Origin of the sequence: Enterobacter hormaechei ATCC 49162 (genome assembly GCF_001875655.1) — a bacterium.
GTDB lineage: Bacteria > Pseudomonadota > Gammaproteobacteria > Enterobacterales > Enterobacteriaceae > Enterobacter > Enterobacter hormaechei.
Map to the genome: position 1 here is coordinate 1,667,366 of NZ_MKEQ01000001.1, position 23,084 is coordinate 1,690,449.

Here is a 23,084-nt window from a genome sequence, read left to right on the forward strand (position 1 = left end):
TCAGTAAACCACTTCACTCTCCGTCGAACACATGACATCTGCTGGCGTGAACGTAGTAAGGCGTTCCTGAGATAGGGTTGATCTGGTACTGAGTTATCTCTCCGTACGTTGCGCTTTCAGGGTTAGTATCGCGCAGGAAAGGCTGCACCTGATATCGGTCATAAACACGGACAAACTCAAGTTCACCCTCGCCTATTGGTGACTGAAGGTCTTTGCCATCATTAACGCCGAATAGCATCAACGAGCCGCCATATAAGCGAGCCCATGCCACTGCGTCAGTAAACTGCTGAGTGAGGTTCAACTCGTCCCAGCGCGACTTAATCTCCGGCTCGTTGTTCGCGCCATCTACAGAGAAGCCGGCACGAAACATTTCATCTGCCACCACATCGATAATACGGCGACCCAGTCCGTCACCGAGATAGATGCTGTCGAGAGTTGCTTTGGTTAGCAGGTGAGCTGTACGGATGCGGCTGTAGGCTGACCTGTCACCGCCCGTTCCGATGTTCATGAACACGTTTTGATAACTGTCCATGTTCATCTTTTTGTCGATTTTCTTTTGCTGCCTGTTGTTGCGTTTAGCCATTGCCTCACCTTAACTGGCAAGGGCTTTGAGCCTCGCCAGAGCATTAGAAGTTGGCGCAAAGGCCATAATTAAAGAGTCGGCCATGTTTGGCGACGGGATGCCGCGTTTTTTCATGTCCTTTTTGCTCTCTACCTTTACCCTGCCGTTGTTGTCGTAATCGACGCGTGGGCGTGACAGTTCTGCCTTGAGGTATTCGAGATTTTTGATGTCAGATGAAAGGCTGATGAGTTGGTCGTCAGGGAACGTCTCGCCATGCTCTATAGCTCGCCAGGTGTTATAGAAACGATTTCTCACTCCCCACCATGCCTGAGCCTTAAGGTTCGCGAACATGTCTTTGTTGGTCTTTCCTGGCTGGTATTCTCGGTCTGGCTCAAAAACTGCCGCCGCCGCATTGAATCCCTCTACCTGGCTTCTGGCGATGCGGTTTAATTGCGCCTTCACGCCAGCGCCAACCCCTATCGAGTCGTAAATGACCTTGTCTGCGGCAATGGAGTCTGCGTACTGATTAACCCTGTTAGCAGACTCAATGACATCGCCTCGACTCCACTCCTGAACATCCTTAACTACTGAGCCATGAGCCATAGTGATCGCGTTGCTATCCTCGCCTTCATCGGCAACGTCAAAGCCGATTCTCTTAGCGCCAGATGCCTCAAAATTGAGCTTAATGTGTGCATCTACCGCTGCTGCTATCCAGGAAGGCTTAATAATGGCTAGGTCGCTATCTGCTACCGGCTGCCCTTCCCAGATATGCTGATATAGGTCGAAGTCCTTACGCTTGCACTCCTCCATTTCGAGGCGCAATACATCTGGGAAGTGAGGGTTATCGTTCCAGTTAACCGTCAGCAGGCAAATATCATCAGGAGGGTTGATGACGAATCTTTGGTGAGTATCGTCTAGAATGTTCTTTGGGTTGTAGCTTACCCATATTTCAGAGCCAGGCTTTCGAATCGTAGGAATGAGCACATCCCAGCTGGCCTTTGTTACTGCCTCAGCCTCTTCTACCCAGCATATGTCTATGCCTTCCAGGGATTTCACTTTCGTGATGTTGTTTTTAATCCCGTAAAACATGAAAAGGCTGTTCGTCGCCAGGTGGCGGATATAGACCTTCTGTATTTCGAACTCGTGGTTATATCCCTCACGCTCTATCGTGTCGGCGATAAGCTGAATAACGGAGTCAGCGATGCTTGCCTGAAATTCACGAGCACAAAGGAATCGGTACGTACCCCTGCGGGATATCTCAACGAGTAGCCGGGCGATAGACCATGACTTGCCGCTGCCTCGACCGCCCTTTGCCACCTTGTAGCGATGAGGTTTAATGAACGGCTTGAATACAGGGTTAAGTTTCGTCATCTTCAAAAAGTTCCGACAATGGCTTTGTGGCCGTAATCGTAAGCTTCGACTCTTTCGGAGGTTCCCATCCCTGCAACTCTGCAAGTTGCTTGATGGCAGCTTTCGGATCGTGAAGCTTGATTGATATTCCTCGCTTACCCGCCGTGAGCTCTGATATTGCTGATAACGATCCAGCGCTCTGCAATGCTGAATCTTTAAACTTCCAGCCAGCCTGAATGATTGGCTTGCCATTATCGTCTGTGCCGAGCTCTACCTCGCTAAATTCAACCATCTCATGCAAAGATGCCCTTCCCATCACTGAAAGCCGTTCTAGGGCTTCCTGTCGCGTCATAACCGCGTTTGTGATGGCTTCCTTGTTCATCTCGTCGATAAATGCCTTTACCTTAGGATTGGTTAGGATTTCACTCGCACACGCACTGGCGGTTTCATCTTTCTTGGCCTTACCACCGGCTTGTTTGTACGCATCAATTTGGCTAAGCCCCTTTACGATGCCTAACGCAAACTTCTGCTGTAGTTTTGTCAGATCATCGAATAGGGCTTTCTGGTATTCAGTTAGCTCCATGTCGATTCCTTGTGGTTGTCATCATCGAAGCCCCTAGGAAGGAGCTTCTGTAATGGCTACTTCACTGTTTCGATGGTCGATCCGTGAGAGTTCATCACGTAAACCTGGTCGCCCGGATAGATGAACTGGTAGCGGATGCCATCAAATGCTTTCTGCTTTGCATGCTCAGGACTCTCAAAGTCTTCGATAAGAACAGCAATAGCCTGGTAATCTAGTACCCCCTCTCGCTCACTGACGATTAGCTCCTCTTCCTGCAATGCATTTTTGCACTCTGCATCTGCATAAACATCAGGTAGCCAAATAGCAAAGTCAGGGCTTGAGTGGTAATCAATCAACTTAAGAATATCTTCAAATCTTTCGGAGTCTGGTCGCGCTACCGTGAATGTCGGCAGCTCGCAGATATGGGTTACACCGTTGATGATGGTTTTCACTGTGAACATGGTTACTTCCTTCTTCGTCTTCTGGTTACTACAAAAAAGCCCCGCGGATGCGAGGCTGTGAGAATTTGCTACGTTTAAAGTCCAGAGGAGAGACAGTGTCAGAACCTCAGGGATGAGGTTCTATTTCCCCTGGGTCTGCTTATCCCACTCCTCGCGGAACCTGGATGGGTTTTGACTTCCTTCTAATGACATGATCACCTCACTTTAAGCACTGCTCTTTGATGTAGTCCTGCAAATAGCCGACCTGCTTTGTCACTGTGACGATTCGCTCTCTGAGGGTGAAATAATCCCGTTCAGCGGAGTCAGTAAGTCGGGGGCCGGAAGCATCGCCCAGGCCGCCGGAGCTGGTCGTTCCGTTCGCGGGACAGCTTGCGTTGAGCTGCAGCCGCTTACGGCCAGCAATGACATCGCTATGCAGACGCTCAATGGTTTCTTTCGCATCAGCCAGTTCTCCGGTGTATTTGGCATCCAGCGCAGCTGCATCGCGCTGGCGGGTCTGCATGTCTTTGATGGTAGCGTTCGCCAGGCTGAGCTTCTCAGTGGCTTCATCGCGCTGGTCTTTGTAGGTGATGGCGTTGTCGCGGTAGTGGTTAATCGCCCAGGCCATGGAAACCAGCAGGCAGATAACGACAGCGCAGATGATTGCTGTTAATCGGCTCATCGCTCATCCCTTACGGATTGCTGAACTTTGCCTACCAGTTGCGTATGCGAACCTACTTCAGAAATGCCGATACCGCTTATGCCGATGTATTCCTTCCCGGTTTGCTGATCCTGAATGAGGTATACGCCACGCCAGTTATCGTAAGCCAGGGTATCCCTGAACTCTGACATTTTGGTCACCTTAATGCGGTCTGCGTCAGAGGACAGTTGAGAGGAAACAGCCATTGTTGATTTTGCTGGCTCAGGGCCACGATCACAGGCCGTAAGCATGAATAAAGCTACCAGTAATGCCACTCTCATTTTTGGCTCCATTCGCATACTTCACGCTCAATCTCGCGTCTGGTAATAAGCCCCTTCCACTGCTTGCCACCGGCATACGTCCAGCGCTGCAGTTCTTTGCATGCACCTGGTACATCACCGGAGTTAAGCTTCTTCAGCAGCGTCGAGCTGGCAAAAGCACCAGAGCCAACGTTGTAGGTAAAGGAGTAAAGCGCTGCACGGGTAGGCTCAGGGATACGAACCTTGATCAGCGGGTCGATAGCATTTGCCACCTTTCGCAGATCGGCCTTCAGCAGGTTGTCGCACTCTTTGTCGGTGTAGCGGTGACCGCGGCGGATGTCCGCTCCGGTGTGCCCATCGCAAACAGTCCAGACGCCGACCACATCCTGATAGACGTAATAGCGCCGTCCTTCCAGCCCGTCGGCATTGCCCAGCATTACTGCAGCAATGGTGATTGCTCCGGATCCGCCAACAATGGCACCCACCAGTTTATTCCTGAGTGTCGGGTTCATCTCGGCTCCTGCTGCGGCGGTTGTCTTCGCGGATCTTGAAATATAGATTCGTCAGATACGTCAGTACGGCAATGATGATACCCACCAGCACGCCGATAGCGTTCCACTGCTCGGGGCTGTAGGCATTAAGCATGCCGTTTAGGATGCTCCCGGCTGAAGCGCCATAGGCAGCACCAGTGGTTATTTTTTCCATGCGATACATGCTCTCACCTCGCGTAGTTAGCGGGTGCTGTTCGTGTAGTGGGAAAGGCCGTCAGACACGATAGCTACGGGGCATCTGGAATTGATTGTCTGCGGCCTGAATAAAAAACCCGGCGACAAGCCAGGAAGATGAGGGTAAGGCAATGTCGGCTCTCTGGCCTAATGGTCCCAGGTAGTGGGTTCTGGTGCCGGGCAAAGGAATCGAACCTCTGACGCGCAGCTTACAAGGCTGCCGTTCTGCCACTGAACTAGACCGGCGAATTTGGCGGGACAGGAAGGATTCGAACCTTCGACCATTCGGTTAACAGCCGAACGCACAACCGCTGTGCTTCTGACCCTGAAACGAAAAAGCCCAAGGCGTTAACCTCGGGCTTGAATTTTTTTGCTTCGGAACGACTGAACGGATTCCCAGCGTTAGAGATGAATCTATCCAGTTTTTCCGCGAAATGCAATACCTATTTCCTATATATTTTCAACATTAGGGAAAATTATTTTCATCTCGTTACTTTTGAGAGAATGGAATCAGCCATAGACTCCTGTTTATGGCATTCGGCGACCAACTCCTCAAATAGCGGCTGAAGTTGCTCATATGCCGCCGTTTTCTTTATCTCCGCAACAGTATTAACGCCCTCAATTACCGTTGAGAACTTAAGCCTGGCGTAACCTCTACCACCGCAGCGGTCGCAGGCTTTCATTACTGGAACGCCCTGGCGATCGCTTTCTGCCTTGTCCAGCACCTTACCTTTGCCATGGCAGCGACACGAATTGCTGATAACGCCTTTTCCGTTACACGGCTTGCATTTAACTCGCACCACCTCACGCGCCTGTGTCCAGCTCTCCCAGTCGCTTGGGCGAACGGCACGCGACATTTTCGACCAGTAAGGCGGTTTCCCCCATGGGTATGAGACCTTGTTGGTAAACACTTGCGCCTCTGTAAATCCGCCACCATCACAGCAATCACATTTTCGAGTGCTGGCAGCACTTCTTGAATAATCCTGGTATGCAAAAGCGCAGAGAACCTTAAGCACGCCTGACCGAGCTGATTCATCGAGTTCAGACAGTGCTCTGAATTTACCTGATAACTTACGTGCCTGCTCATAGAGTCTCTCCAGTGCTATATCTGGGCTGCTAATGCCGATTTTCGAGAGGTAAAGATCGAAACCAAACCCGCACTTGTGGCCAGCAAGGCCAAGCGCCGCCATAACGTCAGTGCCGGTGAGACTGTCTGATGAGGTTGCGCGAGGAGAGTCACTGAACATCGGTGATTTAGGCGCAAAGTATTTAGCGATTGATTCGAGGTTCATTATGCGGCTTCCTTATGTGGCTGATTGGTTTTGTTCTGGCTGTGCTTTGCTACTGGTGGCATGCTGGCGCGCTTAACGCTTTCTGCCTGGTACCGGAGGAAGTCGGTGTGGTTCATGCGGCCTCCTGTCGGCGGGCCCGGCGTTTTTCCAGCGCGCGGGCCTTACGGGTGAAGATGGATTTGATGCGTTGCAGGTATTGGATGTCGAACCGGCGGACGGAGTTATCGTTGTTTATCGCCTCAACTTTTTCGGCGCCGATGCGCTCAATTAGACCCTGCTCGAAAGCCTTTTGCGCACCGTCCCGATCCCGGTTGCAATAGACACACTGGGCAGCGGTATTGTGAAGGTTGAAAGCCAGGTGCGCCGCTGCGCCGCGGGTGCGGTAGTGGCCGCAGTCCATGGTTCCGCCAAACTTCTGCTCCGGCATCCTGCCGCAGCTGATGCATGGCTTACCGGCATCCCTCAGACGGACGTACCGGTTGAAAGCTGTCTGCGCTTCAGATCTCCACTGCGGTTTCGTTTTTAGCGCCACCTTTCTCGCTTTCAGATCCCGGCGTTCCGCGCGCTCTTTCTCTTTGCGCTCCTTGATGCGCTTAGCCGCGGATTTCACCTTCTCCTTCTCGCGTTCTTCCATTGCGAGGATTGCGCCGTGCTCCGGGCTGCACCAGCGGATCCGAATGTCGTGAAATTTCGGCACGAAGTATTCGCCGCATACTTTGCACTTACGGCGGGATGGTTTACGCATGGTTCCTCCGAGCCGCGAGACGCAGCCATTTCTGATCCACCAGACGGGCGGTGTAGTCCTTGAAAGTCGGGATTTCGGACGGCTTAACCGCGGCCTTACGCTTGCGGCGCGCCGGAACGCGGAAGATTTCGTTCGTGATGACGCGGGAAAGTGGAGTAGACATCAGGCCTCCTGCTTATCGCGCAGTTGCTGGTACTCGCAACTTTGGGGAATGGTCAGGTGACAGCCAATGTTCATCGCCCAGGCTTCGACCTTGCACAGGAAGATGTACATTTCGCCCGTTTCCAGATCAGACGTATGGCGGAGGGATTGGACGGTGGTGACCTCGCCGGACACGACGTCTACCCGATCCTTGCTTTCGTAGCCGAGATACGTGTGCTTCATCGCGTCTTTAACCCACTCGGGTGTAGCGAAGGTCTTTCCGCGGGCGATGAGGTACTCGCTGATTTCCGTGTACCACATGTGGCTGAGCGCGTTCTGCGACAGGCTGCGCTTCTCGCGCCACGGTTTCACCTGCAGGCGGAAGCACTGCCCGGCATCCAGCAATGGCTGAATCTGCTGGCCTATGGCCGCGAAATTACCGCGATGGAGTTTGATCCCGTCTACTGGAAGAGTCATACGGCCTCCTTAACGGAAACCGCAGAATGCAGAAAATCGCAGGTGCATTTCTGCATCTGTGACAAGGTGAGGAGTTCAGATTGTGGTCGCATTTAAGTCCCCTTAAATGCGCAGAAGTCACCGGAGTTGTTCAGGCTCCGATGACATGATTATGGACGGTTGATTCAACAAAATCAACGCGAGAAAAAGGCCTCCGGAGAGGCCCTGGCTGTCGATATGGGGATTCCCATTTCGCTTGTATGGTAGCTATGGTTTGAATCTATGCTTAGTTAACCTCGCCCCCAGTTCCCACTCTTCCATGGCCACAGTCTTACCCTTCCTGATTTGGCTTTCTACCTCCTGCTGCGGCGCTGCTGGATACGCACTACCTTCCTGCCCTGGCTCATTACTTCCGGTGCATGCATTACGGTGGTCATTGGCGTGCGGGCAGCGTTTGTTGCCGCATTCAGGGCAGACGACAAAGCGGCTATCACTAAAAGTCAATGGGCGGCAGGTTAGGCATGAGCAACCCGGAATCACCGGAGAGTTGCCGCTCACAGCCTCCTGAAAGCGTCCAAGCTCCACATACTCCTGACATGACCACCCGCCATCAATAAAATCGCGAGCTTCAACAGCGTCGAAAGTGAACGATGTTTCACCGCCAGTTGGTGAGGTTAAGCCGTACAGGTCTGCTACCGGCTTAAACTGTGTGGCTGGAATATTTTCCGGAATATTTTGCGGTTCGTTTTGTGGTCGATCGGCACCCTGAAGCATGGCGGCGCGGCTGGCGTTCAAATCACCGTAAATCTGACCGATGAGATTAAACCCCTCCATTGGCCAGTCAGTCGGAGAATAAGCAACTGCTCCATCTTCGGCCACGAATAAAAAACCAACTGGTTTCAAATCTGGCACAGATACCGGCGCTGGCGGGGCAGAGTACAAGCGAGTTCCATCCTTGAAGTTTTCCCAATCAGCCTGACCATCAGCGGCTATGCACACCACCCTTGCTTCCGGGTGGCATCCGCAATCGTCATATTCTCCAAGGACGACCTCGCCAACAGCCTCCGCTTCGAGCGATGCCAGCGCGATACGAAATACCTCAGCGGTTAGACTGCGAGATGACTGATTATCGTGCGCCGGGTCGCTAAGGAAGCCAGTAATAAATGCCTTCAATTGCTGATTGTGAATCTCGCGTTTGTCGATGTTGCTCATTGGGCGGCCTCCTGGCTATCTGTGAGCACTAAGCGCCCATCACAAAGCGCCTTGATGATTTCCTGATACTCCCACCCGAAGTACATGCTCTCGACGTAGACACGCAGAGGTGGATAATCATGCTGCTTACGGCGAATGAAAGCCTCCGCTGCTTCACGGGTAAGGTGGGCGTTGATGTTCTGCCACTCTTTACAAGTTCCGCAGACAGTGTGGCCGTCAAGGTCAGCCAATACTTCCCACTGAGCGTCTTCGTCGAGATCGGTAAATGCTGTATCGCACTGGTCAATGCAGAAGGCGTTTAACTCTTCCTGCTGCTGTTCATCCAGATCGTCCCAATACTCTTGCGGGCAGTCCCATTCGCATTCATCGAAATGGACTATCTTCGATTCGCCGTACTCTTCTGCCAGGCCATAAATGGTTGCCTGCTTCTGAACCATGAAAATTGGGTCAGCTGTGGCATGGCGGTTTACCCCCTCGCCGCGATGGTGATACTTCAAACGTTCAATGAAATCAGCGAAAGTTTCCGGCGTTAATTTCGCGCCGTCTGCGATAGAGTTGCTCATGACTGCACTCCTTTGCGAAGCTGGGCTGCGAATCGTTCAGCATCAACAGCACTGCCGCAATATGCAGCGCGAGTCATGGAATCCAATTCGTCGCGGTTCTTTCTGACGTATTCCTTCTGGCTTTCAGCAAACATCTCCACCCCCTGCGCCCGCACTTCAGCCAGGAAAGCGTCTGTCGCCGGGGTTTCATTCAGAGCGCGGCATACATCATCGTGGCAACTGTCATGCTCAGTTCCACAGCATGGGCATACAGTGAAACCATCACTATGCTCACTGATAGCCGACTTCAGCCCCGCATTCTCCGCAGCCAGCGCCGCGAATGTGGTTTCAACTACGTTAAGCAGAGTCGTAACTTCTGCCGGCGACATGTGCTCACCACAATCGGCATTCATCCTGGCGTTTTTAACCAGATCTTCGTATTTGTTGCTCATACCCCTACTCTCCCCCAAACCATCAATACTCGCTTCATCGCCGCGCTGTTTCGGCACTCCTGGCAGATCACGTTTGTCTCTGTGCGCTGCACCAGCTTCGAATTTCCGTTTGGCATCGCCGGTATGGTTTCCGGTGCGTACTTCATGCCGTAGCTGGTCAGCCGATACAGCCGCTGGCCATGCTTGCCTTCGAACTCGATCAGGCCGTCTGCAAACAACGTGCTTAACGGGCCGGAAATCTTTTTGGTGGTCATGCCGATCATGGTGGCAATACGCCCACTGTTCAGGCCCGGGTTATTACGTAGGGCTGCAAGAATCTGCCCACGAATTGTTATGGTCATGCTGCCCCCTTAGAACGGTAAGAATCCCACGTGAATGACAGAGTGCACCCGCCGCCATCGCTCATGCGATCAAGAACGCGTTCGCCGATGAATGCAGCCAGTTCTTCCCGGGTCTGGTTGCTGATCAGGATGGTTGGCTTCATCCGCTCATAACGGGTGTTGATGATTTCGAACATGATCAACTTCTCGGCGTCGCTTCCGAACTGCACGCCGACCTCATCGATAATCAGCAGGTCGGGCTTCGTGAAGTAACGGATAACTTCGTCTTCAGTACGGCTTGACCCCTTCGACCAGGTTGACTTGTACTCCCTGGCAATTTTCAGCGCGGTGGTGAACACAGCTGAGCTTTGGTGCTCGGTGATTGCATGCCGGGCGATAGCCAATGCGAGGTGGTTCTTGCCAGTTCCAGGCTTGCCACACATCACCAGGCCGCCACCCTTCTGCAAACGCTCAGGCCAGCGACTGGCGTATGCCTGACAGACCTTCAGGGCGCGTTTCGCTTCTTCGTTCACCGGTTCATAATTCTCCAGTGAACAGGATTCAAACCTGGCCGGGATGCTCAGTCCATCCAGCAGGCGCTCGATGTTTCTTTTGCGGGCTGCTTCGTTGATGCTAATTCTTTCCGCCTGCAAGCGGCCTAACTCCTCTTTGAGGCATTCAGGGCAGCAGCTTGGGCGCGGGGGAATTTTCACGACTGAGTTTAAGAAATGCCTGGTCCTGCATTCAAAGGGGCCATGCGTTTCGCAGTTCTCGGTGCTGATAGTTAGCTCGATATCTTCATGCTGAACTGGCGGCTGGCTCAGCTCAGCAATGCGTTTCTCAAGTTGATTGATTTTTTCATCCAGCGTCATGATCAGTCCCTCGCCCATGCAGGAATTTCAGTCTGGCCGTAGTCTTTGCCAGCAAAGTTCTCAGATACGCGAGACTGCGCGCGAGGCGGCTGCTTGGCTGTCTTTGGCTCAAACAAACCCTGCCAGCCATTCGCGATGCTCTGGTTGATGATTTCTTCAGGCTGGTATCCGCTGCACTTGCAACGCTCAAGCAGGTTGATGGCCTGGGTTACCGTCTGCTGAGACTTAATCGGTTTCTTCAGGTCGCGACGATAATCGACCCATGACTTCCAGACTGAAACTGACAGCCATTCAGGAAGGTCAACACCAGCCGGATCGAACGAAGCCGGTTTGGGGGATTTAGGGGGTTTATTAATATTGTCTTTATTGTCTTTTGTAATAGTGTCTTTTGTGTGTCCCCATTTTGGTGACAGGGTTGTCACTGTTTTGGTGACACTTTTTGTCACCACCGTAGGGACACTGTCACTACCATGGTGACAGTCACTACTATGGTGACATTTTGGCGCAGGCTTAGTGCCCGGAATTACCCATTCACTCAGGTTTTTGTTGGGCCCGATCAGCATGCCGTCGGACACCAAAACATTCATCGCAATGAGTTCGTTTTTGGCAGCGTTAACCTTCTGGCGAGGTAGTCTGGTCAGCTCAGAAAGTTGTGAGTCTGCTATGCGGTCCATCTTCTTGTTGAACCCATAGGTTTTGCGGCAAACAGCATGAGCTACCTTGGCCTGATTTTTGGTCAGGTTCGCGCCGATAAGCTCCTCATACAACTCGTTTGCCAGACGGGTGTACCCATCGTCTGTATCGGCCACGCGTTGCTCCTGTATTCCCGAAACTACAGCGGGAAAGTTGAGAATTTCTGCGGTGTTTGACATACTTACTCCCGTTACTTGGCGTAACACAGTGTGATAAGGGCCTTTGAAGTTACCGCTTCAAGGGCTTTTTCTTTTCTTGTGCCTCTCATATAACCCCCAGCATCGATGTAACCATCGTCATCAGCGGTCCTACCTGCTCCGGCATGAGGCGGAACAGCGACGCTATACCCTCGCTTACCTCTTTCAGCTTCTGATGCTCTGGAGCGTCCAGCAGCACGGCCTGTTTAGCCTCAGCGAGTTCTTTCTCGGCTTCAGCCAGACGAGACATTTTGCAATCGGCACCGATAAGGCGAGTGCGATACTCAACAGGCAGCACGGCCATGATTGCGGGCGTCAGCTGGCGCACGTTCTCGCGGTACTGCTCGGAGTCGAAGCGATTATCCAGGAAGCGAAACAGTTTCTGGCGCGCCCGGCTGATGTCTTCCGGAAAGCTGATGGCGGTACCGCCCTGCTCCCGGTATTCGTTGATGATCAGCGCCGAAACGACGTCCTGATTGTCCAGCGCCGACGACCATGCCCGGACCGCATCGCGGATCTTTTCGTGGTCTGGCGCCGCTTTAGCTTGAGCGCGGTTTATCATCGCTCCCGGGTGGATTCCGGTATTGTGTTGATACGCAAGTGAATGCATTGCTTTCCCTTTCGTGGTTAGGGCCGCCAATCAGGCGGCATTATTTTTTGGTGGGAACAACGCATCGAGAGATGTATTGCTCCCCAGCTTATTCATCGCATCAACCAGGCGGCGGCACGAATCCAGGTCTGGTGCTCGTATGCCAGCTTCATAGTTAGCAAGGCGGGACTGGTTCCAGCCGCACGAACCTGCTAACTCTGATTGAGTGATGCCAAGCTTCTTACGTTCGTTGGCGATATTGTTCATGCTGATCCTTTCAAGAATGGTCACTCAGCATCATTAAACACAATTCGTGATTATTAATCAACACAATTCGTGTAAAGCTTTTTAACACGGCGCGTGATACAAAATGAGAATGAATAGAATCGAAGATATAGCGGGCCGCATTAAGCGACTTCGCGAAGATAAAGGGCTGTCACAAAAGGCTCTCGCAGAGCTTTGCGGGTGGGCCTCGCAGTCACGCATAGGGAATTACGAATCAGGCACCAGGAGCGTTAGCGTTGATGATGCAACTGTAATAGCTAAGGCGCTGGGGGTTGCGCCTGCCGAGCTGCTTTTTGGCGATGACTACAAAGGCCCTTACAAGCCAGGTGATAAATACCCAGTTATAAGCAAGGTGCAGGCAGGAGCATGGTGCGAAGCTGTTGAGCCGTACACCCTTAAAGATATCGACCTTTGGCTTGAATCAGATGCTCACATTCAGGGGGAGGCGTTCTGGCTGCAGGTTGATGGTGACTCAATGACGGCGCCAGCTGGCTTGAGCATTCCTGAAGGAACCTTTGTCCTCTTCGATACTGGTCGGGAGGCGATCAACGGAAGCTTGGTAATAGCAAAGCTATCCGATTCTAACGAGGCGACTTTTAAGAAGCTGGTGATCGATGGTGGGCAGAAGTACCTGAAGGGCCTTAACCCGCAATGGCCACTCGTGCCGATTAATGGTAACTGCCGGATTATTGGGGTTGCTGTAGAGACAAAGTTGCGTTTAGTTTAAATGTGCTAAATATAAAATGCACAGACTATTGATTCAAATAGTAATTTCAGAATGCCGTGCAAACAATATCATACATATTTGAGACTTCTTCCTGTTGACATTTTCACCCTGGACTTACCATAATGGTAATAAAGATATGTAGTAGGTATAAGACTGGTGCGCCAAAGGAGCCCTTGAGAGATGGCGAAGAGCGCATCATTGAGGGAGGCCCGCTGTATCCTAACCTCCTGGCGGAGTTAGCAAGGTGCCAAGTAAACTCTGTTACACATAAGACAAATGATTTTTTAGCACTTCATCGTGTGGATCTGGGGGATGTTCGTACATACGTAGAACTAGCCTTAAAAGGTGGGCGATACATCAACTCACAGTGGTGCAATGGTAACGCTCCGAAAGGACTATTTGCATGTGATGCTTATGTAGTGCCTGCGCAATTGTACATACCCCACGAACGTTGCGAGTGCACAGTTATGTTATACGTAAAAGTATGCCTTTTAGACTCTGGAAACACGGTAGCAGTCATTTCATTGCATGAATCAACTGAAAACTAAGGACAAATCATGAAACGTTATTCACTCTGCCCAATATGCGGGGATGAAGGGTTGCATGAAACGAAAACCAAAATCCTCAGGGAGTTTGAGGGTTTTAAAAAAGAGGTCCCGTTCCATGCATCTGTTTGCGAATCATGTGGCTCAGAAACTCTGACAGTTCAGCAGGCAAAATTTAACAAACGCCAGATGACTGATTTTTATCGAGAAGCTGATGGATTGCTTACAGGCGGTCAGATAAAGGCAATCAGAGAGGATTTACATCTTACCCAATCTGAAGCAGCAATCATTTTTGGTGGGGGCAAAAACGCGTTTACTAAATATGAAAATGGTGACGTTACGCAATCATTTGCGCTGGATAAGCTTTTAAGAACGGCTTACTCGGTTCCCGCTGCTTTTGAGTTTCTCCGTAAAGGTTGTCCAGCCGTAACCACCGTAGAGTATACCAATCGCACTACCGAGTTAGAGATGATCAAGACTTATCTTGTTTCAAAAACTGGTCACCTTAAATACGCGAAAAGTCCTGCTGAAGATTCGGTAAAAGTCGTCATCCAGAATTATGTGTCTGAACCAACTCAGCATAATACTTGGCATATGATTGAAACGATTGCCTTAGGTAGTAAATTATGATTTTAAGAGAAGTAAAAGATGTACTGTTGAGAAAGTCTTCTCTCACTTTTGATGCTGACACAAACATTTTTATGTTAGAGGGCATGGATCTAACCCTTCACTCGAATAACCGTATTGTTAGCGTACAAGTTGCTGAAAAGTATGAAGATGAAGAGCTAACTAAGATAAGTCGATGCGCATGTCTTTTCAGGCTGCAATGTTCGATAAGAGCAACTGAAGCAGGGCAAGATCCAGAAACATCTAAAGTTCTGTTCGAAATTGAAGCTCAGCACGATGTTGTTTTTGACTCAGACTCAGTTGTAACAATCGAAGAGATAGAAAAGTTTAGCGCTGATGACATAATTAACAATGCGGCTTGGCCGTATTGGAAAGAGCATGTTACTTCGCTTTGTTCCAAAGCTGGACTCAGCCCTTTGCAGGTGCCATCAGCTCAGAAGAATGATCCAATAAAAATTACAGCCAAGCGAGAGTTGTAAACAAAACCGGCCGCGTGCCGGTTTTTTTGTGTCTGCCGATCCCCATTCGACCACCACCACCACGTCAGCGTAACCAATTGAATATTATGGGATGCTGGCATTAACGGCGTCTATTCCCCGCCAGCTGGTAAACAACCCGATCCCTCTGGTAAACGCTGTCATCCTTGGTAAACGATTTACCATTGGTGACACCGTTAACCATCTATAAGCCTTTCCGCACTATCTCAGCCGCATCCCTGTTCACGCCCTTCCCTATCACGTTTCCTGTTTCCTTCCGGTACTGCTTCAGCTTGTCGATGATGTTTTGCTGGGTCATGGGTAAATCAGCCAGTGACAATTCCATCACCGCCCGCCCCATCGCCTGAATTTTCATGCTTATACGCTCTTCATCCAGAACCATGCACATCCCTCCTGCTGTTTTTTTAAGCGTAGCACTGGTATTTAAAAAAATAAATTCCCTTTCAAATCAGCAACAACACGCTTTGTTGTCATCATTAATCACAATTCGTGTTGACCAATAAAACACAATATGTGATTATCCACCCATCGAAACGAAACATCGACAGCTGAGCGAAGTTAGCCAGCGGCGGACAGCAAGTCGCCTGCTCATTAAGAATTCAGTCAAGCAGCAAATCACCCGGAGCGCTCCTGGCAAATTGAAATGGCGCCCAATGGGATTGAGGCAGGTGTGTAACGCGTGGCGGGTATAGCACACGAAGAGGACTCCGCACCGGAATGGTTTGCTGCTCAGTTCCCGAACATCGGGGCAGTAGTACCAAAGGAATATTTTAGGGTGAAGCGGCGTGGGAAATCGGTGACACGCACAGCGTCTACGTGAGCGCATCGTATTTCACGATTGGGCAGGCAGGTGGCCCAGAGAGTTCGGTTTCGTCCGACCTTCAACACATCGCCGGGGTAACGTCCGGCCTTCACCACCAAAACATTTCTCCCGCATCAGCGGGTAACGACAGAGGGTAAGGCGATGCCGAGACTGATTGTGCTTTTGAATGTCGATGACGCTGAAGGAGTAGAGATAGCCAAGGATGAATTCGACGAAAACTTAACGTTTAGCTCATGGCATGAAGCCGATGACTGGTGTGCACGAAACACGAGATGCGTTTGGGTTAAAACCATAAACCTCGATGACGATGATGATGACTAACCCGCTCCGGCGGGTTTTTTATCGGCCATACATAGGCAGATTTTCGAGTCTGCCCATTTATGACAACCGGCGGCCATCCACCGCCCATTAGCGCAGAAGTCTTTAGTTCTGACATTCGGGAAAGACCGGGAGAGAAAATGAATTGGTCAAACTACTTTACTTACGATCCAAAGCTCGGCCTGCTGCGATGGAAGCAAAGACCTGCTGATATAGATGACTCAGCAGCAAAAATCAGATCGTGGAATAAGCGATACGCAGGCAAGGAAGCCGGAACTACGAGAACCGATGGATATATCGCTGTTGAGATCGTTTTCCTTAAGCGAAAAATAAAAGCCCACAGAATTATATGGGAGATGCACAACGGTCCTATTCCTGACGGACTCGTAATTGACCATATAAACCGTAACCGATCTGATAACAGGCTTGAAAATATCCGGGTGGTCACGCGTCGAGATAACTTTCTGAACTCGGAAAGATTCGACGGAAAGCCGATTCCGCCAATCAAAACAGACGAACATCGGACCTTCAAAAAGCAGAGAACTCACGCCAAAGGCACGAGCAAGTTGAAGCTTAGCCGTCCCAAACCATGGTCGGCAAAGATATGGGTTGATGGCCGCAACGTTTCACTCGGCTATTACGCGACAGAATCTGAAGCGAGCGCTGCTTATCAAGCGGCAGTCGCCAAGTATCGAAACAACTAACCACCGGCGGCGCGGCCTTAAGCGCGGAGATGATTATGAGCACCGGAATCGGAAATCACGAGTTCAGCACGAACTATCGAAACATCTACAAACCAGACCTGGCCATCTGCCCTTATTGCGGATTCGAAAGCTGCGAAGCTGACCACTGCGATGTAGGGATCGGCATGGTTCAGTGTGGTCCGTATTACTGCCCACAATGCTGTGCATCTGAAATTAGCAGCCTGGATACGCGAGAGCTTACTGACCGTGAAAAAGAAACCGGGTGGTTTAAGCCTGATAGCCCGGTAAGCGATGTCGCCAACACGGTCAACGGCCAGTTGGTTAATCACAAAGAAGCCAAGCAGGCTTACGACATTGGCTTGCTCGATGTTAAGAAATTAGACCGGGAGGCATCATGACAGTCACCCACAACGGCAAGCAGTACATCGCCAAAAAGCTCAACGATAACGAGTGGCAGCTGACGTCGGTATCGGCACCGCGTGAAAAGTTGTTGCTTAACCGCTGGCAGATGCATATCGCTGGCCTCCTGGAACAGGTTGAGGTGAAGGTATGATCAACCACTACGGCACTACCCCGCTCATTCGCCAGTGCGTCACGCCCGGCATGATGGCAATGCATGAAGGCCGAACCTATCGCGTCTCAGCAGTCATTCAGGAGCGCAAATGGGTATACCTGCACACCGATGCAGAAATCATCCGTCTCAGTGACTGCGTGATTGACGTCCTTCTGGACGGTCACGGCAACCCTATCCAGCACTAACCACCCTATTCAACCGATCGGCCTGGCATTACGCGGGCGGGATCTGCACATCCAAATTTCAGGAGAAACCATGAGCGAAGTAACGGACTTAACTGTCATCGAAATCAAGCCGGAGCAGGCACCAGTGCTTTACGTAGCCGGCGGCCTTGACGCTTATCTCGAGCAAATCCGCCAGGCAGTGAACGAAGTGCCGGACCTGTCCACGAAGAAAGGCCGTGACCGTGTCGCCTCTCTGGCGGCGCAGGTGTCCCGCAGCAAGACGGCGATTGAAAAGCCGGGCCGTGAGTACCTGAAGCGCCTGAAAGAGGCTGTGCGTCCGGCTGAGGCCGAAATTAAGCGATTCGTTGATGCCTGCGACGAGCTGCGCGATGCGACCCGCCGCCCACTCACTGAATGGGAAGCCGAGCAGGAACGCATCAAGGCTGAAGAGGCCATGAACGCGCTGCACGCCGAAGCGTTGGTGATGAACGAAGAGTTCGACCGCCAGCGCGCCGCGCAGATCGAGGCAGACCACGAAATGGCTCTGCTGATGAATGACAAGTTTGACCGTGACCGCGAAGAGCAGCGCCGTCAGGCGGAACAGGCTCAGCGTGAACGTGACGAACGACTGAAGCAGGAAGCGGCAGAACAAGCCCGCCGCGATGCCGAAGCGAAGCACAAAGCGGAGATTGAAGCCGCAGCGCGCCGTGAAGCTGAAGAGAAAGCACGTGCAGAGCTGGCTGAACGCCAGCGCGTCGAAGCGGAACAGCGTGCGGCACGCGAGAAGCAGGAAGCAGAAGCGCGGGCGGAACGCGAAAAGGCCGCGGCGGTGGAAGCTGAGCGCCTGAAGGCAAAACAGGCAGAAGAAGCCCGCCAGGCGGAAGAAAAACGCAAAGCCGATGAGCAGGCGAAGCGCGAGGCTGACGTGAAGCACCGCAAGACGGTCGGCACCAACATCGTTAACGCGCTCACCAGCTACACCAGCTTAACCCGCGAACAGGCTATCGAAGTTCTTACCGCTCTAAAAGATGACCTGATCCCCTGCGCGAAAATTCATTACTGAGGTGAATCATGAATATCACATGCGAGTGCGTAGACATGCGCACATCCGTCGGCCCCCACAACACCATCAAAGTTGAGATGGAGGGCGTTGTCCTGGCCGGCACCGTTAAAACCCGTGACGTACTACCCCAGCTCGACGGCGCAGAAGTCATCGAGTGGCTGGCTGAACAGGGTTACGTCATCACTCATCAGGAGCGTGCAGCATGACGGCAGCAGAACGGTGGGATGAAGAGTCGTTCCTTCGCCTTATGCGCGACGTGATACCAGAAAAGCCAGAAAACGACGACGAGCCAGTCAGCCTGGCCGCCGAGCGGCAGAATCCGGTCATTAGCTGGGATGAATTTGCGGGGAATTACACATGAACCTTGATGATTTAGATGCGCCATTTGCCAGTGAGGATATTGAATGGCGCATTCAGCAGGCGGGAAAAAACAATAACGGAATCTGGGCCAAGGTGCTGGCCTACGTAACCAACCGCGCAATCATGAAGCGGTTGGATGAAGTTTGCGGCAAAGCTGGCTGGCGTAACGAATACCGCGATATACCGAATAATGGCGGCGTTGAGTGCGGTATTTCCATAAAAGTTGAAGGCGAGTGGATCACCAAGTGGGATGCGGCAGAAAACACACAGGTTGAAGCTGTGAAAGGTGGCCGCTCTGGCGCCATGAAGCGCGCCGCCGTGCAATGGGGGATCGGTCGTTACCTCTACAACCTGGAAGAAGGGTTCGCAGTGGTTTCAGCAACGCGCGCGCCCGGGTTCCAGTACGCCAAATCAAAAGAGGTTGGCGTGTTCTACTGGAAGGCGCCTGCTCTACCAGGGTGGGCATTGCCATCAGGAACACCAATCGAGCGGGGCCAGCAACCGCATGATGGTCATCAGCAGCGAGACCAGGCAACTCAGTCCGTGGATGCGGACAAAATCCTCGCCGAATTCTCTGCATACGCTGGATCTGAAAACGATAGCGAGCGGCTTAAGCATCGCTATGAAGATACCTGGAAATTACTTAACGGCTTTACTGAGCACCAGAACAAATGCAAAGACGTTACAGGCATTCGACTCAAAGAACTTAAACAGGCGGCGTAAATGGCTAGCAAAGGCGTAAACAAAGTGATCCTCGTCGGCAACCTCGGGCAAGACCCCGAGGTCCGTTATCTTCCGTCCGGCGGCGCAGTGTGCAGCGTGACGCTGGCAACTTCGGAGTCATGGCGAGATAAAGCCACTGGCGAACTGAAAGAGCAAACGGAATGGCACCGCGTCGTTCTGTTCGGAAAGCTGGCTGAGGTGGCCGGAGAATACCTGCGCAAGGGCTCTCAGGTTTATATCGAGGGCCAACTGCGTACACGAAAATGGACAGATCAGGCTGGCGTGGAGAAGTACACCACGGAGGTAGTGGTAAACGTCGGCGGCACAATGCAGATGCTTGGTGGCCGCCAGGGCGGTGGAGCGGCACCGGCAGGTGGCAGCCCAGTGCAGGGCGGAAATCAGTTCAGCGGCGGCGCACAGCCTCGCACACAGCAGCAGTCTGCACCCGCCCAATCTAACGAACCGCCAATGGACTTCGACGACGATATACCCTTTTGAAGCATCTCCCGGTCAGGAGGAACCAATGAACAAATTTACCCCAGAGTATCGAAAATACCTTCTCCGGCCAATCCCTGACCGGAAGCTTTCACCAGCTGAGCGAGCCGATCGCAAAGAGCTTTACCAAATCATCCAGCAAGAAAGAGCCAACGACGATTCACCCCCTTCCCCATCCAACTACACGCCAGCTGACCCATACCTAAACGACAATCGCAAAGGCCTCGGCGGCGCTTCAAGGAGTGACTAATGACTCACGCTCACGACGACATCAGGGTTGGCACACTCTGCCTTCCCTTCATTGGTAACGGCTGGCTAATGCCATGGGGTGAAGTGGTCAGCAATCCATTAAAGGCGCAGCGGCTCGCTGAGGAATATCGGGAAAGGCAGGAGGCGGCATGAATAACATCCCCAACCAGGACATAGACGCCCTCGTAAAATCAGGCGCCCTTTTCGTTTCAAACCATTCTGGCGGTAAAGATAGTCAAACGATGCTTATCAAGCTGCTTGAGGTTATCCCGCCAAAGCAGATCGTCGTAGTGCATGCTTCGCTTGGCGCCATGGAATGGCCTGGCGCGCTGGAGCTAGCCGAGAAGCAGGCTGGGGGTTCTGGACTGCCGTTCATCGTTGCCAGGGCGCGCAAGACCCTGCTGGAGATGGTGGAGCGACGCTTTGCGAATCGCCCAGAAGTGCCGAGCTGGCCGTCAGCTAGCACGAGAAAATGCACTAGTGACCTGAAGCGCGGCCCTATCCAGCGTGAGGTGAGAGCCTACGCGAAGGCGAACGGTTTCAAAGTAATCGTCAACTGTCTCGGTCTGCGCGCCCAGGAGTCCCCTGGCCGAGCCAAGCGTCAGGTGTTTCGCAAGAACGAAACTGATTCCAACTCGGTGCTGACCTGGTACGAATGGTTGCCAATTCATGAGCTGAAGGTGGAAGAGGTGTTTGCCTCAATTCGCGAGGCCGGTCAGGAACCGCATTACGCTTACGCGTTGGGAAATGAGCGTCTTAGCTGCGTGTTCTGCATCATGGCGAGCCGAAACGACCTGCGGAACGGTGGACGGCATCACCCAGAGCTGCTTGAGCAGTACGCAGCGCTGGAGGCGCACACCGGGTACACGATGCACATGAACCGCATCCCGATAAAGGAGCTGGCAGCATGACCGGAAAATACTCTCTTATCTACGCAGATCCTCCCTGGTCTTACGGCAACACCATCAGCAACGGTGCCGCCGCCGACCACTACTCCACCATGAAGCTCATCGACATCAAGCGCCTGCCAGTGTGGGAACTTGCCGCCGAAAACGCCGTGCTGGCGATGTGGTACACCGGAACGCATAACCAGGAGGCTATCGAACTGGCCGAGGCCTGGGGTTTTGCCGTTCGCACGATGAAGGGCTTTACCTGGGTGAAGCTGAATCAGAACGCCGAACTGCGCATCAACAAGGCGCTGGCCGAGGGTGAAATCACCGACTTTTACGACTTCCTAGATCTGCTTAACGCCGAGACGCGCATGAACGGCGGCAACCACACCCGGGCCAATACCGAAGATCTGCTGATTGCTACCCGCGGCGCCTGGCTGGAAAGAAAGCACGCCGGGATTAAGCAGGTGGTCTACAGCCCGCTCGGCGCGCATAGCGAAAAGCCGTGGGAAGTGCGCCACCGGCTGGAGCTGCTTTACGGTGATGTGCCGCGCATTGAGTTGTTTAGCCGCTGCGCGGCGCCGGGCTGGCACCACTGGGGAAATCAGTGCGCCACCGCCGCGGTTGAATTGCTACCCGGCTGCGCCATCGACGCTGTGAAAAAGGAGGCCGTATGACGCCAGAAACAGACAACGCCATCCGTGCTGCCTGCCGCCGCTGCACCGAGGAAATCCAGCAGGCCATGCGCAAGAAACCAAAGCCTAACTGGAACGAAACGGTACCTCCCATCATCAACAAGCATCACAAGAAAATAGAAGCTCTGGGAGTTAGCCTCCTGGAGTTTGTCGTATACACAGGGCGCCTGAATAAAAGGTTTGGAGTTGAACAATGACCCTTACGCAAAACAGGTTAAAAGAAGTGCTTAGTTATGACCCCTCAACAGGGGTTTTTTATTGGCTAAACCCTACTGCTTACTGCATGCATCCAGGTGATGTCGCTGGGTTCGTAGATTACACAGGCTATGCCTACATAAAAGTAGACAAGGTCAAATATTCAGCACATCGCCTCGCATGGATTTACGTCTATGGACACTCACCAATTGAGCAGATCGACCACATTAACAATGTCAGATCGGATAACAGAATTGTTAATTTAAGACTGGCCACACGCTCTCAAAACATGATGAATCAACCAGCCAGAAAGGGCAGCATTTCAGGGGTTAAAGGAGTTAGCTGGGACAAAAAAATGCAAAGCTGGCGAGCAAGATGCCAAGCCAATGGTGAAAGGATAAACATTGGGTGGTTCGACTCAATAGAAGAAGCCGCAGAAAGTCTCAGAGTTTATAGACAGCAATACCACGGCGAATTTGCTAACCATGGAGATCATCATGACAACAGAATTTAAAGCGTTACCCGTAGAACGCAACCAATACGGTTACTGGACTCACCCGCTTTACGATGAATTTTGCGATGGCCGCGAATCCATTTCGCCCATTGAGTTCAACGCATGGCTGGAGAAGAACGGCCTCGAGTGGAAAGTGATTTACCGCGATGAGGATGACGTCGATCCAGATGTTGACGGCTATGACATTTCATCGTGGCAGCCCGAAACTCCCGCCGGTGGTGGTTGGTTTGTCGGTTCAATTCACGACACGGAAGATGGGGCGGTATGCATCTGGCTGCGGCACGCTGGCGGTGCGGAATGAACAGAGCCTCGCCCGTCGATTTGAGGAAAAGCCTCGACATTGCCAATCACCTGGCGCACATCGGCATTCGCTTTGTGCCGATCCCGGTGGCGACCGAGGAAGAATTCCAGACGCTGGCCGCCGAGCTATCACGACGGCTTGAGCAGATGGCAGTCGAAGCAGAGAAGAATGAAGGCGGTGCTGCATGAAGGCACTAATCACCAGGTCGCTAAAGCGGCCTTTTTT

The 23,084-nt window shown here is 52.2% G+C and carries 42 protein-coding genes and 2 tRNA genes; 20 read left to right on the top strand and 24 right to left on the bottom strand.

Annotated features, from left to right (window positions below; genetic code table 11):
- Window positions 1-13 precede the first annotated feature (13 nt).
- The 23 genes from BH712_RS08360 to BH712_RS08470 all read right to left on the bottom strand — a co-directional run bounded on the left by BH712_RS08360 (window position 14) and on the right by BH712_RS08470 (window position 12,377).
- Entirely contained in the window at window positions 14-583 is a 570-nt protein-coding gene (locus BH712_RS08360) for an anti-CBASS protein Acb1 family protein (protein ID WP_006809764.1), read from the bottom strand.
- Between the two features lie 9 nt (window positions 584-592).
- A complete protein-coding gene (locus tag BH712_RS08365; protein ID WP_032673610.1) occupies window positions 593-1,933 on the bottom strand; it encodes a PBSX family phage terminase large subunit in 1,341 nt (446 codons plus the stop codon).
- Window positions 1,920-2,495, bottom strand: coding sequence for a terminase small subunit (locus tag BH712_RS08370; RefSeq protein ID WP_050806413.1), 576 nt, complete (start codon window positions 2,493-2,495; stop codon window positions 1,920-1,922). Before BH712_RS08370 ends, BH712_RS08365 begins: the two co-directional genes overlap by 14 nt.
- A 56-nt stretch (window positions 2,496-2,551) precedes the next feature.
- Window positions 2,552-2,935 carry a hypothetical protein gene (locus BH712_RS08375; protein ID WP_006809766.1) on the bottom strand — a complete coding sequence of 128 codons (384 nt, stop codon included), beginning with the start codon at window positions 2,933-2,935 and terminating at the stop codon, window positions 2,552-2,554.
- 199 nt (window positions 2,936-3,134) lie between these two features.
- The gene (locus BH712_RS24300; RefSeq protein WP_082208501.1) at window positions 3,135-3,596 is read right to left on the bottom strand and encodes a lysis protein; all 462 of its coding nucleotides are present in this window, start codon (window positions 3,594-3,596) and stop codon (window positions 3,135-3,137) included.
- Window positions 3,593-3,766, bottom strand: coding sequence for a hypothetical protein (locus BH712_RS24885; protein WP_154816351.1), 174 nt, complete (start codon window positions 3,764-3,766; stop codon window positions 3,593-3,595). The genes BH712_RS24300 and BH712_RS24885 overlap by 4 nt, the downstream gene beginning before the upstream one ends.
- A gap of 125 nt (window positions 3,767-3,891) precedes the next feature.
- Entirely contained in the window at window positions 3,892-4,386 is a 495-nt protein-coding gene (locus BH712_RS08395; RefSeq protein WP_071850042.1) for a lysozyme, read from the bottom strand.
- Entirely contained in the window at window positions 4,364-4,588 is a 225-nt protein-coding gene (locus BH712_RS08400; protein WP_001752682.1) for a class II holin family protein, read from the bottom strand. Before BH712_RS08400 ends, BH712_RS08395 begins: the two co-directional genes overlap by 23 nt.
- A 182-nt stretch (window positions 4,589-4,770) precedes the next feature.
- A tRNA-Thr gene (locus tag BH712_RS08405) sits at window positions 4,771-4,845 on the bottom strand.
- Window positions 4,846-4,850: 5 nt separating this feature from the next.
- Window positions 4,851-4,925, bottom strand: a tRNA-Asn gene (locus tag BH712_RS08410).
- 156 nt (window positions 4,926-5,081) lie between these two features.
- A complete protein-coding gene (locus tag BH712_RS08415) occupies window positions 5,082-5,891 on the bottom strand; it encodes an antitermination protein Q (protein ID WP_006809768.1) in 810 nt (269 codons plus the stop codon).
- Complete coding sequence (locus BH712_RS25115; protein ID WP_094314629.1) at window positions 5,891-6,007, bottom strand: hypothetical protein; 117 nt, start codon at window positions 6,005-6,007, stop codon at window positions 5,891-5,893. Before BH712_RS25115 ends, BH712_RS08415 begins: the two co-directional genes overlap by 1 nt.
- The gene (locus tag BH712_RS08420) at window positions 6,004-6,636 is read right to left on the bottom strand and encodes a recombination protein NinG (RefSeq protein ID WP_006809769.1); all 633 of its coding nucleotides are present in this window, start codon (window positions 6,634-6,636) and stop codon (window positions 6,004-6,006) included. The genes BH712_RS25115 and BH712_RS08420 overlap by 4 nt, the downstream gene beginning before the upstream one ends.
- The gene (locus tag BH712_RS08425) at window positions 6,629-6,799 is read right to left on the bottom strand and encodes a NinE family protein (protein WP_006809770.1); all 171 of its coding nucleotides are present in this window, start codon (window positions 6,797-6,799) and stop codon (window positions 6,629-6,631) included. The genes BH712_RS08420 and BH712_RS08425 overlap by 8 nt, the downstream gene beginning before the upstream one ends.
- Window positions 6,799-7,254 carry a YbcN family protein gene (locus BH712_RS08430; protein ID WP_006809771.1) on the bottom strand — a complete coding sequence of 152 codons (456 nt, stop codon included), beginning with the start codon at window positions 7,252-7,254 and terminating at the stop codon, window positions 6,799-6,801. The genes BH712_RS08425 and BH712_RS08430 overlap by 1 nt, the downstream gene beginning before the upstream one ends.
- Window positions 7,255-7,500: 246 nt before the next feature.
- Entirely contained in the window at window positions 7,501-8,445 is a 945-nt protein-coding gene (locus BH712_RS25120) for a hypothetical protein (RefSeq protein WP_006809772.1), read from the bottom strand.
- A complete protein-coding gene (locus BH712_RS08440; RefSeq protein ID WP_006809773.1) occupies window positions 8,442-9,008 on the bottom strand; it encodes a hypothetical protein in 567 nt (188 codons plus the stop codon). The genes BH712_RS25120 and BH712_RS08440 overlap by 4 nt, the downstream gene beginning before the upstream one ends.
- On the bottom strand, window positions 9,005-9,439 hold the full coding sequence (locus BH712_RS25125; RefSeq protein WP_006809774.1) for a hypothetical protein: 435 nt from the start codon (window positions 9,437-9,439) through the stop codon (window positions 9,005-9,007). Before BH712_RS25125 ends, BH712_RS08440 begins: the two co-directional genes overlap by 4 nt.
- On the bottom strand, window positions 9,436-9,780 hold the full coding sequence (locus tag BH712_RS08450; RefSeq protein ID WP_006809775.1) for an ArsR/SmtB family transcription factor: 345 nt from the start codon (window positions 9,778-9,780) through the stop codon (window positions 9,436-9,438). Before BH712_RS08450 ends, BH712_RS25125 begins: the two co-directional genes overlap by 4 nt.
- Window positions 9,777-10,649: an ATP-binding protein gene (locus tag BH712_RS08455; RefSeq protein ID WP_006809776.1), complete on the bottom strand. Its 873-nt coding sequence runs from the start codon at window positions 10,647-10,649 to the stop codon at window positions 9,777-9,779. The genes BH712_RS08450 and BH712_RS08455 overlap by 4 nt, the downstream gene beginning before the upstream one ends.
- Window positions 10,634-11,503, bottom strand: a complete 870-nt coding sequence (locus tag BH712_RS08460) for a replication protein (RefSeq protein ID WP_006809777.1) — start codon at window positions 11,501-11,503, stop codon at window positions 10,634-10,636. Before BH712_RS08460 ends, BH712_RS08455 begins: the two co-directional genes overlap by 16 nt.
- An 85-nt stretch (window positions 11,504-11,588) precedes the next feature.
- Window positions 11,589-12,131 carry a toxin YdaT family protein gene (locus BH712_RS08465; protein WP_032673612.1) on the bottom strand — a complete coding sequence of 181 codons (543 nt, stop codon included), beginning with the start codon at window positions 12,129-12,131 and terminating at the stop codon, window positions 11,589-11,591.
- Between the two features lie 30 nt (window positions 12,132-12,161).
- Window positions 12,162-12,377, bottom strand: coding sequence for a helix-turn-helix domain-containing protein (locus tag BH712_RS08470; RefSeq protein ID WP_006809779.1), 216 nt, complete (start codon window positions 12,375-12,377; stop codon window positions 12,162-12,164).
- Window positions 12,378-12,480: 103 nt separating this feature from the next.
- Here BH712_RS08470 and BH712_RS08475 point away from each other — a divergent pair, with 103 nt between their 5' ends.
- The 3 genes from BH712_RS08475 (at window position 12,481) to BH712_RS08485 (ending at window position 14,773) form a co-directional block, all read left to right on the top strand.
- Window positions 12,481-13,122, top strand: a complete 642-nt coding sequence (locus BH712_RS08475) for a LexA family protein (RefSeq protein WP_006809780.1) — start codon at window positions 12,481-12,483, stop codon at window positions 13,120-13,122.
- Window positions 13,123-13,679: 557 nt separating this feature from the next.
- Window positions 13,680-14,297, top strand: coding sequence for a type II toxin-antitoxin system MqsA family antitoxin (locus BH712_RS08480; protein ID WP_006809781.1), 618 nt, complete (start codon window positions 13,680-13,682; stop codon window positions 14,295-14,297).
- Window positions 14,294-14,773 carry a hypothetical protein gene (locus BH712_RS08485; RefSeq protein WP_006809782.1) on the top strand — a complete coding sequence of 160 codons (480 nt, stop codon included), beginning with the start codon at window positions 14,294-14,296 and terminating at the stop codon, window positions 14,771-14,773. Before BH712_RS08480 ends, BH712_RS08485 begins: the two co-directional genes overlap by 4 nt.
- A 202-nt stretch (window positions 14,774-14,975) precedes the next feature.
- On the opposite strand, the gene BH712_RS08490 is transcribed toward BH712_RS08485, so the two are convergent.
- Entirely contained in the window at window positions 14,976-15,173 is a 198-nt protein-coding gene (locus BH712_RS08490; RefSeq protein ID WP_006809783.1) for a hypothetical protein, read from the bottom strand.
- A gap of 899 nt (window positions 15,174-16,072) precedes the next feature.
- On the opposite strand from BH712_RS08490, the gene BH712_RS08500 reads away from it, so the two are divergent.
- From BH712_RS08500 to BH712_RS08575, 17 genes are all read left to right on the top strand, one after another.
- Window positions 16,073-16,636: an HNH endonuclease signature motif containing protein gene (locus BH712_RS08500; RefSeq protein WP_006809785.1), complete on the top strand. Its 564-nt coding sequence runs from the start codon at window positions 16,073-16,075 to the stop codon at window positions 16,634-16,636.
- A 35-nt stretch (window positions 16,637-16,671) separates the two neighbouring features.
- A complete protein-coding gene (locus BH712_RS08505; RefSeq protein ID WP_139237271.1) occupies window positions 16,672-17,034 on the top strand; it encodes a hypothetical protein in 363 nt (120 codons plus the stop codon).
- Window positions 17,031-17,189, top strand: coding sequence for a hypothetical protein (locus tag BH712_RS24890; protein WP_006809787.1), 159 nt, complete (start codon window positions 17,031-17,033; stop codon window positions 17,187-17,189). The genes BH712_RS08505 and BH712_RS24890 overlap by 4 nt, the downstream gene beginning before the upstream one ends.
- Entirely contained in the window at window positions 17,186-17,395 is a 210-nt protein-coding gene (locus tag BH712_RS08515) for a cell division protein FtsZ (protein WP_006809788.1), read from the top strand. Before BH712_RS24890 ends, BH712_RS08515 begins: the two co-directional genes overlap by 4 nt.
- Before the next feature lie 70 nt (window positions 17,396-17,465).
- On the top strand, window positions 17,466-18,437 hold the full coding sequence (locus BH712_RS08520; RefSeq protein WP_006809789.1) for a hypothetical protein: 972 nt from the start codon (window positions 17,466-17,468) through the stop codon (window positions 18,435-18,437).
- Between the two features lie 8 nt (window positions 18,438-18,445).
- Window positions 18,446-18,643 (top strand): hypothetical protein, encoded by a 198-nt coding sequence (locus BH712_RS08525; RefSeq protein ID WP_001303341.1) that lies wholly within the window; start codon window positions 18,446-18,448, stop codon window positions 18,641-18,643.
- Window positions 18,640-18,798, top strand: coding sequence for a hypothetical protein (locus tag BH712_RS24895; RefSeq protein WP_006809790.1), 159 nt, complete (start codon window positions 18,640-18,642; stop codon window positions 18,796-18,798). The genes BH712_RS08525 and BH712_RS24895 overlap by 4 nt, the downstream gene beginning before the upstream one ends.
- Window positions 18,795-19,520, top strand: a complete 726-nt coding sequence (locus BH712_RS08530) for a Rad52/Rad22 family DNA repair protein (protein WP_006809791.1) — start codon at window positions 18,795-18,797, stop codon at window positions 19,518-19,520. The genes BH712_RS24895 and BH712_RS08530 overlap by 4 nt, the downstream gene beginning before the upstream one ends.
- Entirely contained in the window at window positions 19,521-20,018 is a 498-nt protein-coding gene (locus BH712_RS08535; protein WP_006809792.1) for a single-stranded DNA-binding protein, read from the top strand.
- A gap of 25 nt (window positions 20,019-20,043) precedes the next feature.
- A complete protein-coding gene (locus BH712_RS08540) occupies window positions 20,044-20,265 on the top strand; it encodes a hypothetical protein (protein WP_032673613.1) in 222 nt (73 codons plus the stop codon).
- Entirely contained in the window at window positions 20,265-20,417 is a 153-nt protein-coding gene (locus BH712_RS08545; RefSeq protein ID WP_006809793.1) for a DUF1317 family protein, read from the top strand. The genes BH712_RS08540 and BH712_RS08545 overlap by 1 nt, the downstream gene beginning before the upstream one ends.
- Window positions 20,414-21,175: a phosphoadenosine phosphosulfate reductase domain-containing protein gene (locus BH712_RS08550; protein WP_006809794.1), complete on the top strand. Its 762-nt coding sequence runs from the start codon at window positions 20,414-20,416 to the stop codon at window positions 21,173-21,175. Before BH712_RS08545 ends, BH712_RS08550 begins: the two co-directional genes overlap by 4 nt.
- Window positions 21,172-21,831 (top strand): MT-A70 family methyltransferase, encoded by a 660-nt coding sequence (locus tag BH712_RS08555; protein ID WP_006809795.1) that lies wholly within the window; start codon window positions 21,172-21,174, stop codon window positions 21,829-21,831. Before BH712_RS08550 ends, BH712_RS08555 begins: the two co-directional genes overlap by 4 nt.
- Complete coding sequence (locus BH712_RS08560) at window positions 21,828-22,046, top strand: hypothetical protein (RefSeq protein ID WP_006809796.1); 219 nt, start codon at window positions 21,828-21,830, stop codon at window positions 22,044-22,046. The genes BH712_RS08555 and BH712_RS08560 overlap by 4 nt, the downstream gene beginning before the upstream one ends.
- Window positions 22,043-22,558, top strand: a complete 516-nt coding sequence (locus tag BH712_RS08565; protein WP_006809797.1) for an HNH endonuclease — start codon at window positions 22,043-22,045, stop codon at window positions 22,556-22,558. Before BH712_RS08560 ends, BH712_RS08565 begins: the two co-directional genes overlap by 4 nt.
- Complete coding sequence (locus BH712_RS08570; RefSeq protein ID WP_032673614.1) at window positions 22,542-22,859, top strand: hypothetical protein; 318 nt, start codon at window positions 22,542-22,544, stop codon at window positions 22,857-22,859. The genes BH712_RS08565 and BH712_RS08570 overlap by 17 nt, the downstream gene beginning before the upstream one ends.
- On the top strand, window positions 22,856-23,047 hold the full coding sequence (locus BH712_RS08575; protein ID WP_006809799.1) for a DUF1382 family protein: 192 nt from the start codon (window positions 22,856-22,858) through the stop codon (window positions 23,045-23,047). The genes BH712_RS08570 and BH712_RS08575 overlap by 4 nt, the downstream gene beginning before the upstream one ends.
- Window positions 23,048-23,084 lie beyond the last annotated feature (37 nt).